This is a genomic window from Sandarakinorhabdus oryzae, assembly GCF_009733735.1.
In the GTDB taxonomy this organism is placed as follows: Bacteria; Pseudomonadota; Alphaproteobacteria; order Sphingomonadales; family Sphingomonadaceae; genus Sandarakinorhabdus; species Sandarakinorhabdus oryzae.
In genome coordinates this window covers 1-13,699 of sequence record NZ_WNJP01000072.1, presented here as the reverse complement: position 1 = coordinate 13,699, position 13,699 = coordinate 1, and the positions used below count along the sequence as shown (strand labels likewise).

General features: G+C 67.0%; 16 protein-coding genes. 10 read left to right on the top strand and 6 right to left on the bottom strand.

Annotation, left to right across the window (positions count from 1 at the left end; genetic code table 11):
* The 3 genes from mgtE to GJ693_RS08775 all read left to right on the top strand — a co-directional run.
* Positions 1–1,315 (top strand): magnesium transporter (gene mgtE, locus GJ693_RS08785; RefSeq protein ID WP_156255936.1); only part of this gene is annotated, 1,315 nt, incomplete at its 5' end.
* Positions 1,315–1,725: a DUF1489 family protein gene (locus GJ693_RS08780; RefSeq protein WP_156255935.1), complete on the top strand. Its 411-nt coding sequence runs from the start codon at positions 1,315–1,317 to the stop codon at positions 1,723–1,725. The genes mgtE and GJ693_RS08780, both read left to right, overlap by 1 nt.
* Before the next feature lie 51 nt (positions 1,726–1,776).
* The gene (locus GJ693_RS08775; RefSeq protein WP_156255934.1) at positions 1,777–2,112 is read left to right on the top strand and encodes a GntR family transcriptional regulator; all 336 of its coding nucleotides are present in this window, start codon (positions 1,777–1,779) and stop codon (positions 2,110–2,112) included.
* A 20-nt stretch (positions 2,113–2,132) separates the two neighbouring features.
* Here GJ693_RS08775 and GJ693_RS08770 read toward each other — a convergent pair whose 3' ends face one another.
* Positions 2,133–3,035, bottom strand: coding sequence for a crotonase/enoyl-CoA hydratase family protein (locus GJ693_RS08770; protein WP_156255933.1), 903 nt, complete (start codon positions 3,033–3,035; stop codon positions 2,133–2,135).
* A 1-nt stretch (position 3,036) separates the two neighbouring features.
* Positions 3,037–4,212 carry an acetyl-CoA C-acetyltransferase gene (locus GJ693_RS08765; protein WP_156255932.1) on the bottom strand — a complete coding sequence of 392 codons (1,176 nt, stop codon included), beginning with the start codon at positions 4,210–4,212 and terminating at the stop codon, positions 3,037–3,039.
* Between the two features lie 94 nt (positions 4,213–4,306).
* Here GJ693_RS08765 and GJ693_RS08760 point away from each other — a divergent pair, with 94 nt between their 5' ends.
* A complete protein-coding gene (locus GJ693_RS08760) occupies positions 4,307–5,728 on the top strand; it encodes a DUF1254 domain-containing protein (RefSeq protein ID WP_197042071.1) in 1,422 nt (473 codons plus the stop codon).
* Positions 5,725–7,374, top strand: a complete 1,650-nt coding sequence (locus tag GJ693_RS08755) for a thiamine pyrophosphate-binding protein (protein ID WP_156255930.1) — start codon at positions 5,725–5,727, stop codon at positions 7,372–7,374. The genes GJ693_RS08760 and GJ693_RS08755 overlap by 4 nt, the downstream gene beginning before the upstream one ends.
* A gap of 10 nt (positions 7,375–7,384) precedes the next feature.
* On the opposite strand, the gene fghA is transcribed toward GJ693_RS08755, so the two are convergent.
* Positions 7,385–8,212 (bottom strand): S-formylglutathione hydrolase, encoded by an 828-nt coding sequence (fghA, locus tag GJ693_RS08750; protein ID WP_156255929.1) that lies wholly within the window; start codon positions 8,210–8,212, stop codon positions 7,385–7,387.
* Positions 8,212–9,321 carry an S-(hydroxymethyl)glutathione dehydrogenase/class III alcohol dehydrogenase gene (locus tag GJ693_RS08745; RefSeq protein WP_156255928.1) on the bottom strand — a complete coding sequence of 370 codons (1,110 nt, stop codon included), beginning with the start codon at positions 9,319–9,321 and terminating at the stop codon, positions 8,212–8,214. Before GJ693_RS08745 ends, fghA begins: the two co-directional genes overlap by 1 nt.
* Before the next feature lie 206 nt (positions 9,322–9,527).
* Between GJ693_RS08745 and infA the strand changes: the two genes are divergently transcribed.
* Together infA and GJ693_RS08735 are read left to right on the top strand one after the other, a co-directional pair.
* Positions 9,528–9,788, top strand: a complete 261-nt coding sequence (infA, locus tag GJ693_RS08740) for a translation initiation factor IF-1 (RefSeq protein ID WP_017668801.1) — start codon at positions 9,528–9,530, stop codon at positions 9,786–9,788.
* Positions 9,789–10,002: 214 nt separating this feature from the next.
* Positions 10,003–10,311, top strand: coding sequence for a hypothetical protein (locus GJ693_RS08735; RefSeq protein WP_156255927.1), 309 nt, complete (start codon positions 10,003–10,005; stop codon positions 10,309–10,311).
* A 15-nt stretch (positions 10,312–10,326) separates the two neighbouring features.
* Here the strand turns inward: GJ693_RS08735 and GJ693_RS08730 are convergent, their stop codons facing one another.
* Both GJ693_RS08730 and GJ693_RS08725 read right to left on the bottom strand, forming a co-directional pair.
* A complete protein-coding gene (locus GJ693_RS08730) occupies positions 10,327–10,794 on the bottom strand; it encodes a DUF192 domain-containing protein (protein WP_156255926.1) in 468 nt (155 codons plus the stop codon).
* The gene (locus GJ693_RS08725; protein WP_156255925.1) at positions 10,794–11,357 is read right to left on the bottom strand and encodes a cold-shock protein; all 564 of its coding nucleotides are present in this window, start codon (positions 11,355–11,357) and stop codon (positions 10,794–10,796) included. The genes GJ693_RS08730 and GJ693_RS08725 overlap by 1 nt, the downstream gene beginning before the upstream one ends.
* 169 nt (positions 11,358–11,526) lie before the next feature.
* Between GJ693_RS08725 and GJ693_RS08720 the strand changes: the two genes are divergently transcribed.
* The 3 genes from GJ693_RS08720 to GJ693_RS08710 all read left to right on the top strand — a co-directional run.
* Positions 11,527–12,132, top strand: a complete 606-nt coding sequence (locus GJ693_RS08720; protein ID WP_156255924.1) for a CoxG family protein — start codon at positions 11,527–11,529, stop codon at positions 12,130–12,132.
* Positions 12,123–13,064, top strand: coding sequence for an XdhC family protein (locus GJ693_RS08715; protein WP_156255923.1), 942 nt, complete (start codon positions 12,123–12,125; stop codon positions 13,062–13,064). Before GJ693_RS08720 ends, GJ693_RS08715 begins: the two co-directional genes overlap by 10 nt.
* Positions 13,040–13,699: molybdopterin-binding domain-containing protein (locus tag GJ693_RS08710; protein WP_156255922.1), on the top strand; the 660-nt coding region annotated here is incomplete at its 3' end. The genes GJ693_RS08715 and GJ693_RS08710, both read left to right, overlap by 25 nt.

Below are 13,699 nucleotides of genomic sequence, written 5' to 3'. Positions count from 1 at the left end.
CGCGGCCGTCGAGGCCGGCGACGACGAGGCCGTGCGCGCGCTGGTCAGCCCGCTGCACCCGGCCGACATCGCCGACCTGTTCGGCGCGCTGAATGCCAGCGCCCGTGCGCCGCTGGCCGATGCGCTCGGCGAGCTGCTCAATGCCGACGTCATCGCCGAACTCGACGATTATGTGCGTGAGGACGTGCTCGACGCGCTGTCGCCCGGTGAAGTCGCCGAGGTTGTCACCCAGCTCGATACCGACGACGCGGTGGCGGTCATCGAGGATCTGGAAGCCGACGAACAGCGCGAGGTGCTGCGCGCGCTGGCACCTGAAGATCGCGCCGACATCGAAGCGGCGCTGAATTACCCGGAAGAATCCGCCGGCCGCCTGATGCAGCGCGACCTGGTGGCGGTGACCGAAACGATGAGCGTGGGCGACGTGATCGAGCGCATCCGCGCCACCATCGATCCGGCCACCGATTTCTGGGAAATCTTCGTCGTCGATATCGCCGGCACCCCGATCGGCACCATGCGGCTGTCGTGGCTGCTCACCGCGCCGCCCGATCTGATGGTCGCCGACGTGATGAAGCGCGAGCAGACGCTGATCCCGGTCACCATGGACCAGGAAGAGGTGGCGCTGCAGTTCCAGAAATATGCGCTGATCTCAGCCGCCGTAGTGGACGCGGCCGGCAAGCTGGTCGGCGTCATCACCGTCGACGACGTGGTGCACATCATCCAGGCCGAAGCCGGCGAGGACGCACTGAAGCTGTCGGGCGCCGGCGACGGCGACATCAACGAGCCGGTGGTGGAAAGCTACAAGGCCCGCGTGCGCTGGCTTGGCGCCAACTTGCTCACCGCCATGATCTCATCGAGCGTGATCGCCGCATTCGAACCAACCATCGAGAAACTGGTTACGCTGGCGGCGCTCACGCCCATTGTGGCCAGCATCGGCGGCAATGCCGGCACCCAGACGATGGCGGTGGCGGTGCGCGCCATCGCCACCAAGCAGCTGACCGACAGCAACACCCGCCGAACCATCTGGCGCGAAATGCGGGTGGCGCTGCTGAACGGCCTCACCATCGCCGCCCTGCTCGGGATGGGCGTGGCGGCGATCTTCCAGGCGCCGGTGCTGGGCATGGTGATCGCGGCCGCCGCGCTGTTCAACATCCTGGTCGCGGGGCTGGCCGGCGTGCTGGTGCCGCTGGCGCTGACCCGGATGCGCACCGATCCGGCCGTGGCCAGCAGCATCTTCGTGACGATGACGACCGACACGATGGGCTTCCTCGGCTTCCTGGGCCTGGCGGCCCTGGTGGGCGTCGCCAATCTCAGCTGATGCTGCACCTGACCAAGGTGGCCGCCGGCTGCCCCGACATCGAGACGCTTAGCGCCCGGCAGGCGCATTGGTGGGGCGAGGGCAAGGCCGGCGCCCACACCCGTTTCATGCCGAAACGTGCCGATGAGCTGATCGGCGGCTCCATCTACTGGATCATCGGCCACCGGCTGGTGGCGCGGCAGACCATCCTGTCGATCGAAATGGTCACCACCGACTGGGGCCCGAAATGCGCCATCGCCTTGCAGCCCGGCCCGGTGCCGGTCAGCCCGCGCCCGTGCCGCGCCCACCAGGGCTGGCGTTATCTGGCGGCCGAGGACGCGCCGCCCGATCTGGGCGATGGCCCAGGCGATGGCATCGCGGCATTGCCGGCCGGGCTGGTGCGGGAACTGCAATCGCTGTGGCTGCTATAGGCATTTAACACAGCCTTGACCTTTTGCTGTGCTGGCGGCATAGAACAGTGCATGTTTGCCAATGACCGCCCCATCTATCGCCAGATCCGTGACCTGATCGTGGATCGGATATTGGCTCTGGGTGATGGCGCCATGCTCCCCTCCGTGCGGGCACTGGCCGCAGAAGCCGGGGTGAATCCGCTCACCGTCGCCAAGGCCTATCAGGATCTGCAAGTCGGCGGGCTGGTGCGTGCCAAGAAGGGCGTCGGCCTGTTTGCCGCCGAAGGCGCCGTGGACAGCCTGCTCACCCAGGAACGCCACAGCTTCCTGACCGAGGAATGGCCGCGCGTGCAGGCCCGCATCACCCGGCTCGGGCTGGATGTGGCGGACCTGCTCGAACAGGCGTAACGCGCCTTAATGGCGCGCCATCACCATTTTTCCTCGTCCCACCATGGGAACACCTCTGCCGGCATGTGCTGGCTCACCGTGTCCGGATAGGCCGGCGGCCGCTTTTCGAGGAAGCTGACCACGCCCTCCTTCGCATCGCCCGACCGCCCGCGCATATAGACCATCTTTGAATCGAGCCGATGCGCGTCCCACGGGCTGGCCGCACCCGCCATTCGCCACAGCATCTGCCGGGTGAGCGCCACCGACACCGGTGCGGTGTTCTCGGCGATCTCCAGCGCCAAGGCGCGGGCGGCGGGCAGCAGATCGTCGGGCGCGTGGGTGGAGCGCACCAAGCCGCCCCTCAGGGCTTCGGCCGCATCAAACACCCGCCCGGTCATGCACCATTCCAGCGCCTGCGGCAGGCCGACCAGCCTGGACAGGAACCAGCTGGAACCGGCTTCCGGCACGATGCCGCGGCGGGCGAAGACGAAGCCGAAACGTGCCGTGTCGCTGGCCAGCCGCATGTCCATGGCCAGCTGCATGGTGGCGCCGATGCCCACAGCCGGCCCGTTCACCGCGGCGATCACCGGTTTCAAACTGCGGAAGATGCGCATCGTCACCTGGCCGCCGCCATCGCGGGTGGCGGGGTGGCGCCAGTCGATGCTGCCGTCGTCCTTGACCGGACTGGCACTGCGCGCGCCGCCGAGCTTCTCATAATCGAAGGTGGCAGCGCCGGCGGACAGATCGGCCCCGGCACAGAAGGCGCGGCCACGGCCGGTGACGATCACCGCCTTCACCTGGTCATTGGCGTCGGTCTCGTCGAAGGCCGCGATCATTTCGGTCATCATCACACCGGTAAAGGCGTTCAGCTTGTCTGGCCGATCGAGCGTGAGGGTGGCGATCGGGCCGTCGATATCGAGGGCGATCTGGGTGTAGCTGCCCATCTTACAACGCCTCGATGATGGTGACGTTGGCGAGGCCGCCGCCTTCGCACATGGTCTGCAGGCCCCAGCGCTTGCCGCGGGCATGGAGCGCATGCACCAGCGTCGCCATCAGCTTCGAACCCGACGCGCCGAGCGGGTGGCCGAGCGCAATGGCGCCGCCGTTGACGTTGAGGCGGGCATGATCGGCGCCCAGCACCTGCAGCCAGGCCATCGGCACCGAAGCGAAGGCCTCGTTCACTTCATAGAGATCAATATCCTCGATCTTCATGCCGGCGCGCTGCAGCGCCTTCTTGGTGGCGCCGATCGGGGCTTCCAGCATGATCACCGGGTCTTCGCCCACCACCGTCATGGTGTGGATGCGGGCCAGCGGCTTGACGCCCAGCGCCTTCAGGCCGCGTTCGTTGACGATCATCACGCACGACGCGCCGTCGCAGATCTGGCTGCTGGTCGCCGCCGTCAGCCGGCCGCCTTCCGGGTTGATCAGCTTGACGCCCTTCACGCCTTCCAGGCTGACGTCAAAGCGGATGCCTTCATCCTGGGTGTGGACATGCGGCGTGCCCTCGTGCGTGGTCACGTCGATGGGCACGATCTCATTGGCAAAGGCGCCGCTCTTCGCTGCCTGGCCGGCGCGCACCTGGCTTTCATAGCCATATTCATCCAGCATGTCCTTGGTCAGGCCATATTTGGCGGCGATCATCTCGGCACCGGTAAACTGGCTGAACTGGATGCCGGGATAGCGCGCAGCCATCGCCTCGCCATAGGGCATGCCCAGCCCGGCCTTGGCCGGCAGGCTGACCGGGGTGCCCATCGGCACGCGCGTCATCGATTCAACGCCGGCGGCGATCACCACGTCCATCTGGCCGCTCATCACCGTGGCGGCCGCGAAATGGATGGCCTGCTGGCTGGAGCCACACTGGCGATCGACCGAGGTGCCCGGCACCGATTCCGGCAGCTTCGACGACAGCACGGCATTGCGCGCGACGTTGGTGGATTGCTGCCCGGCCTGGCCAACGCAGCCCATGATCACATCCTCGATCAGGGCCGGATCGGCACCGGTCTCTGCCACCAGCGCATCCAGCACCTTGCCGGCCAGATCGGCCGGATGCCAATCGCGCAGCAGGCCGCCACGACGGCCGCCGGCAGTGCGCTTGGCAGCAACGATATAGGCTTCGCTCATCTGTTCCCCTCCCAATCCAAGAGATTCGTCACGCAGCACTTTACGCCGCTCACCCCCTTGGGCATTGACGGGCAAAATGATCAGGGAGAGGCGAATGCGCCACCGTTGGGGAATCTTCGCCGTTGCACTGGCCATCCTGGCCCAACCGCTGGCCGCCGCGCCGGCCCGCAAGCCCGTGCCCGCCCGCAAGCCGGCGGCGGTCAAACCCGTTGCGAAGCCGGCCACGCCCGTCAATGTCGCCACGGCACCGTTGCCCGACACGCCGGAAATCCAGGCCCTGCGCCGCGCCTTCCGCTTCGGCTTTGCGCCGTATGAAATGCTGCGCACCCGGCAGTTGCAGCTGGGCCGCGTTCAGGCCGCCGGCATGGGCAGCGGCGTCAACACGTTGATCCCGCGCCTCACGCTTGCCGATGCGTCGCTGCGCGAAGTGACGACGCCCAACAACGACACACTCTATGCCTCGGGCTGGCTCGACCTTTCCCAGGGACCGGTGTTCCTCTCCATCCCGGCGCTGAAGCGCTATCACTCCGCCACCCTTATGAGCATCACCAGCGACGTGGTCGCCGTGCTCGGCAGCCGCACCGCAGGCAATGGCACCGGCCGTTATGCCATCGTCGGCCCCGGCTGGCGGGGCGATCTGCCGGCCGGCGTGGAAATGGTGCGCTCGTCCTCCAACGATGCCTGGCTGCTGGTCCGGGTGGTGGTGAATGGCGAGGAGGATGTGGCCGCGGCGGCGGAAGGGCTGAAGGGCTTCACCCTGTCGGCCGTGGCCGGCGACACGCCGCTTGATCTCAAGGTGCCCCCGCGCCCCGACGGCAAGGCCTTCCTGACCACGGTCAATGCCGCTATCGAGCGTTCCGGCGACGCCCTGCTCGTCAACCGCGCCACCCAGTTCGCCGATCAGGGGGTCGGCCAGGCCTGGGACAGCCTGAACCCCGAACAGCAGAAATTGTGGAATGACAGCCTGCCGGCGCTGATCCACGAACTGCGCGGCGGGCTCACTTCTGGCGATGGCGTCGATGGCTGGGTCTATCCGCCGTTCAACATGGCGCTTTATGGCGACGATGACGACCTGCGCGCCCGCGTTGCCCTGGGCGGGCTGGCGGCCTTGCCGCGCATCGAGGCTATCTATGTCTCGGCCCGCAGCGATGGCCAGGGCCAGCCGCTCACCGGAGCCAAGAGCTGGCGGGTGAAAATCCCGGCCAATGTGCCGGTGGGCGCTTTCTGGTCGCTGACCATGTATCAACAAGAGGCTGATGGCCGGCTGTTCTTCGTGCCCAATGAGTTGAACCGTTTTGCCGTGGGCGACCGCTCCCAGCATCTGCGCCCCGAACGCGACGGCAGCATCGAATTGTTCGTGCAGGCGGCCAAGCCTTCGGGCGAGCGAGTTGTGAACTGGCTGCCGGCGCCCAAGGGCAATTTCGTGCTGATGTTCCGCGCCTATCTGCCGGGCGCGCCGCTGCTCGACGGCTCGTTCCGGCTGCCGCCGGTGACCGAAGGGGAGATGATCCCGTGACAAAAGCCGGCAAGCATCTCTTCCTCGACATCCTGCATAGCGAGGGCGTGGAGATCATCTTCGGCAATCCCGGCACCACCGAACTGCCGTTGCTCGATGCCTTCGTGGTGGAAGACCGGCTGCGTTATGTGCTCGGCCTCAACGAGGTGGTGGTGATGGGCATGGCCGACGGCTGGGCGCAGGCCACCGGCAAATTGGCTGTGTGCAACCTGCACGCCGCGCCCGGCCTGGGGAATGCCATGGGCATGCTCTACAATGCGGCCAAGGCTGGCGCGCCGGTGCTGGTGACGGCCGGGCAGCAGGACATGAGCATTCGCCTGACCGAACCGCTGCTGTGGGACGATCTGGCGACCATGGCGCGGCCGCTGTGCAAATGGTCGTTCGAGGTGAACAGCATCGACGAACTGCCGCGCGCCGTGCGCCGGGCCGCCAAGGTGGCGCTGACCGCGCCCACCGGCCCGGTGTTCCTCTCCATCCCTGGCGACGTGCTGACCGCCATGGCGCCCGAGGGGCTGGATATCGGTGAACCAACCCGCATCGGGGCGGCCATCCGCGGCGATGCGAATGAAATCGCCAAGGCCGCGACGCTGATCCGCGAGGCCGAAACCCCGGTGATCTTCGCCGGCGACTGCATCGCCAACCGCGATGCCTTTGCCGAGATTGTCGCCTTCGCCGAAGCCGTCGGCGCGCCCGTCTACATGGAGGGCATGGCCAACCGCGCGGCCTTCCCGTCGAACCACAAGCTTTATGCTGGCACCGTGCCGCGCATGACCCCGGCACTGCGCAGCGTGGTGCAGAACCATGATCTGCTGATCAGCATCGGCGCGGACCTGATGACACAAAGCCAGGCCACCGGCGTCGAGGCGCTCGCGCCTGGCACGAAGGTGGTGCATCTGGATGACGAGCCTTGGCAGATCGGCAAGAATTTCGCTGCCACCGCTGCCATCCAGGGCTGCCCAAAGGCAACGCTGCCGGAACTGACCGCGCTGGTGCAGGGCTGCGGCAACGCCCGACGGGCGGGCGTTGAGGCGAAGATTGCAGAGGACAGAGCCGCCCTGTTCGCCAAGGCAGAAGCGGCGATGGACGCCAGCCCGCTCGACCCGGTGGCGGTGCTGAAACGGCTGGGCGAGGTGATGCCGGATGACGCGATCATCATCGAGGAGCTGCTCTCTTCCGGCATGAACACCGTCCGCCAACTGCTGCCCGCCACCAGGCCCGACAGCTGGTTCGGCATGCGCGGCGGCGGCATCGGTGTCGCCCTGCCCCAGGCCGCCGCCATCCAACTGGCCAACCCCGGCAGGCCCGTGGTCGCCCTCACCGGCGATGGCAGCCTGATGTATTCCGCCGCTGCATTGTGGACGCTGGCGCATTACAAATTGCCGGTGGTCACCATTGTCTTCAACAATTCGAGCTACCGCATCCTCAAGCAGCGCACCCGTGCCATCGGCGACCACAGCGCCCGGACCGGCGAATTCGTGGCGATGGACCTGACCGAGCCGGCCATCGATTTCATGGCGCTGGCGACGGCCCACGGGGTGAAGGGCGTGCGGGTGGAGAGCATCCCGGCGCTGATCGAGGCGTTCAAGGCCGCGCTGGCGAGCGATGCACCGACGCTGATCGAAGTGCCGGTGGCCAGAGCCCCCTGACTTTGGCGCCCTAAACGGTCAACCGCGCCGCGTGCCAGCGCAGATGGTCCGCGACGAAGCTCTGCACGAACCAATAGCCATGGTCGTACCCGGCATGGCGTCGCAGCGTCAGCGGGATGCCGGCGCGGGCGCAGGCGGCTTCCAGCAGTTCCGGGCGCAACTGTTCTGACAGGAACGGGTCCGCCTCGCCCTGATCGACCAGCAGTTCCGCCACGCGCGCACCGGCTTCGAGCAGCGCGCAGGCATCATGCGCCGCCCAGGCCGCCGGATCATCGCCCAGATAGGCCGGCAGCGCTTTCTGGCCCCAGGGCACCTGCGCCGGCGCAACGATGGGGGCAAAGGCCGACACGCTGCGGAACCGCCCGGGATGCTTTAACGCCAGCGTCAGCGCGCCGTGGCCGCCCATGCTGTGGCCGGTGATGCCCTGCCGCGCCAGATCGGCCGGGAAATGCGCGCCGATCAGCGCCGGCAGTTCGTCGATCAGCCACGTCCGCATCCGGAAATGCGCCGCCCAGGGCTCAGCCGTCGCATCCAGATAGAAGCTCGCTGCCTGCCCCATGTCCCACGCCGGATCATCGGCGACCCCTTCCCCGCGTGGGGAGGTGTCGGGCGTCACCAGGATCAGGCCCAGTTGGGCTGCCAGCCGTTGTGCGCCCGCCTTGATGGCGAAAGTTTCCTCCGTGCAGGTCAGCCCCGCGAGACACCACAGCACCGGAAACGGGCCGTTTCCGGGCGGGACGAACACGCCAAAGCGCATCGCCGTGCCAGTTGCGCTGCTGGCGTGGCTGTGAAAGCTCTGCACCCCGCTGTGGCAGGCGGCGCGGCTCAGCGTCTCCATCAATACACCACGACGCTGCGGATGCTCTTGCCCTCGTGCATCAGGTCGAACGCCTGGTTGATGTCCTCCAGCGCCAGCACATGGGTGATCATCGGATCGATGGCGATCTTGCCGTTCATGTACCAATCGACAATCTTCGGCACGTCCGTCCGCCCCTTGGCCCCGCCAAAAGCGCTGCCCTTCCACACCCGGCCGGTGACCAGTTGGAACGGGCGCGTGGCGATTTCCTTGCCGGCTTCGGCGACGCCGATGATGATGCTCTCGCCCCAGCCGCGGTGGCAGGCTTCCAGCGCGGTGCGCATCACTTCGGTGTTGCCGGTGCAATCGAAGGTGTAATCGGCGCCGCCATCGGTAAGCGCCACCAGGTGCGCCACCATGTCACCCGATACATCCTTCGGGTTGACGAAGTGGGTCATGCCGAACTGGCGGCCCCAGGCCTCGCGGTCGGGGTTGATGTCCACGCCGACGATCTGGTCTGCCCCCACCAGCTTCAGGCCCTGGATGACGTTGAGGCCGATGCCGCCCAGGCCAAAGACGATACAGCGCGCGCCGGGCTCGACCTTGGCAGTCTTCACCACGGCGCCAACGCCCGTGGTCACGCCGCAGCCGATATAGCAGGCCTTGTCGAACGGCGCGTCGGTGCGGATCTTGGCCACCGCGATTTCCGGCAAAACGGTGAAGTTGGAGAAGGTTGAACAGCCCATGTAGTGGAAGATCGGCTGGCCCTTGTAGCTGAACCGCGTCGTGCCATCGGGCATCAGGCCCTTGCCCTGGGTCGCCCGGATGGCGGTGCACAGATTGGTCTTGCCGGAAAGGCAGCTTTTGCACTGCCGGCATTCGGGCGTGTAGAGCGGGATCACGTGATCGCCGGGCTTCACGCTGGTCACGCCCGGCCCCACTTCCCGCACGATGCCGGCGCCTTCATGGCCCAGGATGGAGGGGAAGATGCCCTCGCTGTCCTTGCCTTCCAGCGTGTAGGCATCGGTGTGGCAGATGCCGGTGGCCATGATCTCCACCAGCACCTCGCCGGCCTTAGGGCCCTCGAGGTCAACTTCGACGATCTCCAGCGGCGTGTTGGGTGCAAAGGCGACGGCTGCTCTGCTTTTCATGATGACTCCTCTGGGCGAATCCCCAGCAATGATGGCTGATGAATATCGGTCACACCTGCCGCCAAAGCCCCGGCTTGCCAAGGCGGCAGGCTTGCATTTTTCGCCTGTCCGGGCCATGGGGCAGGCCGGTCGCGGTGGGATGCCTGCCGGCGGCGCTTTTGACACAGGATCATTCATGCAGTTTGCCAGCGGGATTCAGGCGTAACATGCCCAAAGAGGAAATCATCCGGATTGAAGGTGAAATCACCGAAATCCTGCCCGACGGGCGTTTCCGCGTGAAGCTGGAGAACGAGCACGAGATCATCGCCTACACCGCCGGCAAGATGCGCAAGAACCGCATCCGCTCGATCGTGGGTGACCGGGTGCATGTTGAAATGACGCCCTATGATCTGGACAAGGGCCGCATCGTGTTCCGCGAAAAGACGACGCCGATGCCCATGAACCAGCGGCGGTTCTTCCGCCGCTGATGATAACGCACCAGCGGCGGTTTTCCGCCGCTGAGAACGGCGCGCCAGCGGCGGTTCTTCCGTCGCTGGAGACAGCGACCCAGCGATCGAAACCATCAGCCTGTCGAAAAACTGCCTGCAAAGGCGGAATGATCTGTTATGGCGGTTACCGGCGCGCTGCGCTGCAACATTTCTCAGTCATTGTGATGCCATGGCCCGATACATTGTTTCTGCGTTGAAGGCTGTCGTAACGCCCGCCGGCATGGTGCTTGATCGCATCATTGGCCCGGGCTGGATGGCAACGCCGGCCTCCCTGCTCGACCTGATGGAAGGCGGCAGCCACGAATTCGTGCTGGATGATGGCGCTCACGCGCTGGCAGCGCGGCGCGATCCGGCTGGCAGTGTGCGCATCGTCGTGGTGGACAGCCAGGGCCGGGAAGTAACGCCGTCCAGCCTGCCGCAGTGGCAAACGGAGCAACACCGCGGCACCCAGGTCAAGGCGCAGCGCTGGTGGCAGCGCCTGCTCGATCCAGACGCGCGCTGAGAGCGCTGGAAAAAATTAGCGCCGCACGCGGTCGCCGGGCTTGAGGCCAATGCGATCGGCCTCGCCCGCGGCCAGCTCGATCACCTCGGCCGTGGCGCCGGCCGAATTCAGCACTTCGCGGCTGTAAGGCTGGCCGCGCCGCACGTTGAGCACCCGGCCAGTGGGCGACACGAAAATGATGTCGAGGGGCAGCGCGGTATTCTCCATCCAGAAACCGGCCGGGCGCGGCGGCGACATCGGGAACGACATGCCGGTATCGCGCGGCATCTTCTCGCGGAACATCATCCCGCAGGCCTGCTCGTCCTGAGTCGCGGCCACTTCCACCTTGTAGGTGAAACGCCCCCGGGCGGTTTCAAACGCCACCTTGATGATGCGCAGTCCGGTATTGGGGCAGGTGGAGGCTGCCGCCGGCACTCCCAGTGGCAACATCAGGGCCAGGGCAATGGCCAGAAGGGAGCGGTTGGAGCGGGGGCTACGCGTCATCACTCCTGATGATTAGCCGGTTGTGCGGCAACAGCCAATGGTCCCTTGTGACCCGGCGCCACCCGCACTTCCAGCGGCTGGCCGGGCTGCAGTTCGCCCAGGCCGGCCCGTCGCACCGTCTCCATGTGGATGAAGATATCTTCGGTGCTGCCCGGCCGCACCACGAAGCCATAGCCCTTCAAGCGGTTGAACCACTTGACGATTGCCGGCTCGAACGGGCCGGCAGCGGCCAGCATCGCCTGCGGGTTCACCCGATCGGCGGCGCGTGCGGCGGCGGTTTCAGGATCCGGGCCAACAGCGGTGGTGAGATCGCAATCGATGATCTTGCGGGCCTGGCGGCCACGCTCACGCGCCACGACGATGCAGGTGAGCGTCGCGCCTTCCGGCAATGTGCGGCGACCAAGCTCGCGGACCAGGCTGAAATGCACCAGCACGTCGCTGCCGTCGCCGGCCGACGGCACCATGAACCCATAACCGCGCACCGGATCGAACCACTTGATCGTGCCGCGCACAATCACTTCGTCGGCGGCAAGATCGTTCGTCGTTTCCTCGACGGATTTCATCCGATCCCCCTGAACCAAAAAACCACACACCACAGCCCGCGGAAACGGATTATTAACGGATTGAGCGCGATCTGCAATCGCAACTTTCATCGCATGATTGACTTGTCATGCGGATTGGCATGGAAAAGAGGGGCACGACCGCCCCCAGACTAACCGGAAAGCGAATGACATGGACCTGGCAGGATCGGTTGAAATCGCAGCGCCACGCGCCCAGCTGTGGGCCGCCCTGAATGATCCCGACGTGTTGGCGCGCTGCATCGACGGCGTGGAAACGCTCACCCGCAGCGACGGCGAGACGCCGGTGTTTGATGGCGAGATGCAGGCCAAGGTGGGTCCCGTGCGCGCCCGCTTCGCCGGCACGGTGCGGCTGGAGGACATCGTCGCGCCTGAACGCTACCGCCTTGTCGGCGAAGGCAAGGGGGGCATCGCCGGCTTTGCCAAGGGCAGCGCCGACGTGGTGTTGACCGAGCTGGCGCCGGCCAAGACGCAGCTGGATTATGTCGTGAAGGCACAGGTGGGCGGCAAGCTGGCCCAGCTTGGCGCGCGACTGGTCGAAGGCGCGGCCCGGCAATATGCCGAAGGCTTTTTCGCCAAGCTGAAGGCCGAGGTGGAAGCCCCGCCGCTCGATATCGTGGCGATGGCGGCGGCGGTCGATCACGACACCCAGGCCGAACTGTCGGAACCGCCGTCCCGCGCGGCCGGCCTGTCGCCGCTGGCCTGGGGCGCCGGCCTGATTGTGCTCACCCTCGCCTTCCTGCTCTGGCAATGGTCGTGAGCGGGCGGGACGAGGATCTGGCAACGCTGGCGACCGCGCTGGCCTGGGCGCAGGCCGGGCACGGCGTTGCGGTGGCGACGGTGATCTCCACCTGGGGCAGTGCGCCGCGCCGCGAGGGCAGTCATCTCGCCGTGCGCGCGGATGGCCTGTTCGAGGGCAGCGTATCGGGCGGCTGCGTGGAAGCCGATGTGATCCTGGCCGCGCAAGACATGATCGCGGCCCAGGCCGGCCATGAAGTGCTCGATTATGGCGTTGCCGATCAGGTGGCATGGACCGCCGGCCTGGCCTGTGGTGGGCGCATTTCGATCCTGGTGCAACGGCTGGCCGATGATGCGCTGCCGCCCGCTCTCATCGCCGATGTGCTGGCCGCCACCGCCGCCGGGCAGATGGCGACGATCAGCAGCGATCCCGCCACCGGCCGGGCTGCTGCCGGCGAGGCTGGCCCGTTCGTCCGCCGCTATCCGCCGCCGCGCCGGCTGTTCATCATCGGCGCCGTGCATATCGCACAGGCACTGGTGCCGCTGGCTGACAGCCTGGGGGTGAGCCCCAGCGTCATCGATCCGCGCGGGCTGTTCGCCGCTGATGACCGCTTTGCCGGTCTGGCGCTCGATCGGCGCTGGCCCGATGAGGCGCTGGCCGGCCAGCTCAACCCGGCCGCGGCCGTGGTGGCGCTCACCCATGATCCCAAGATCGACGATGTCGCGCTGGCTGCGGCGCTGCGCTCGCCAGCCTATTATATCGCGGCACTGGGCAGCCGGAAGAACCATGCCGGCCGGCTGGAACGGCTGGCTGCACAGGGCTTTGCGGCCGATGATCTGGCTCGCATCCATGGCCCCGCGGGCTTGAGCATTGGTGCGGTCGGCCCGGCCGAGATTGCCCTCTCCATCGCCGCGCAGATGACGGCGGCGTGGAGACACGCGCTGGCGGCATGAAGTTCGGCCCCGTTCCGCTGGCGCAGGCGCAGGGCGCGCTGCTGGCACATGGCCAGCAGTTCGGCCGCCGGCGCCTTGCCAAGGGGCATGTGCTGACTGCCGACGACTTGGTGGATGCCGACGCCGCTGGCCTGACGCAACTGCTCGTCGCCCGGCTCGATCCCGGCGACGTGGCCGAGGATGACGCCGCCGCGGCGCTGGCGGCCGCACTGGCCGGGCCAGGCCTGGCTGCGCTCGCGCCCGTGCATGGCCGGGTCAATCTGGCGGCCACCGGCGACGGCGTTTTCACGGCACCGCCAGGGGTGGTGGACGCGGTCAATGCTGCCGATGAAGCACTCACGCTCGCCACTCTGCCTGCCGGCACACGGGTTGCCGCCGGCACGATTGTCGCCACCATCAAGACCATCCGCTACGCCATGGCCGAAACCGCGCTTGCGACCGCCACTGCGGCCGCACGGCCATTGTCGGTGGCGCTGTTCCGGCCGCAGCGCGTAGCCCTGATCGCGACCACCCTGCCCGGCACCAGCGCCAAGGCCCTGGCCAAGCTGGAGCAGGTGACGTCCGCCCGCCTTGCCGCGCTCGGCTGCCCGCTCGAGCTGCTGCCGCCTTGCCCGCACGACAGCGCCGCGCTGGCC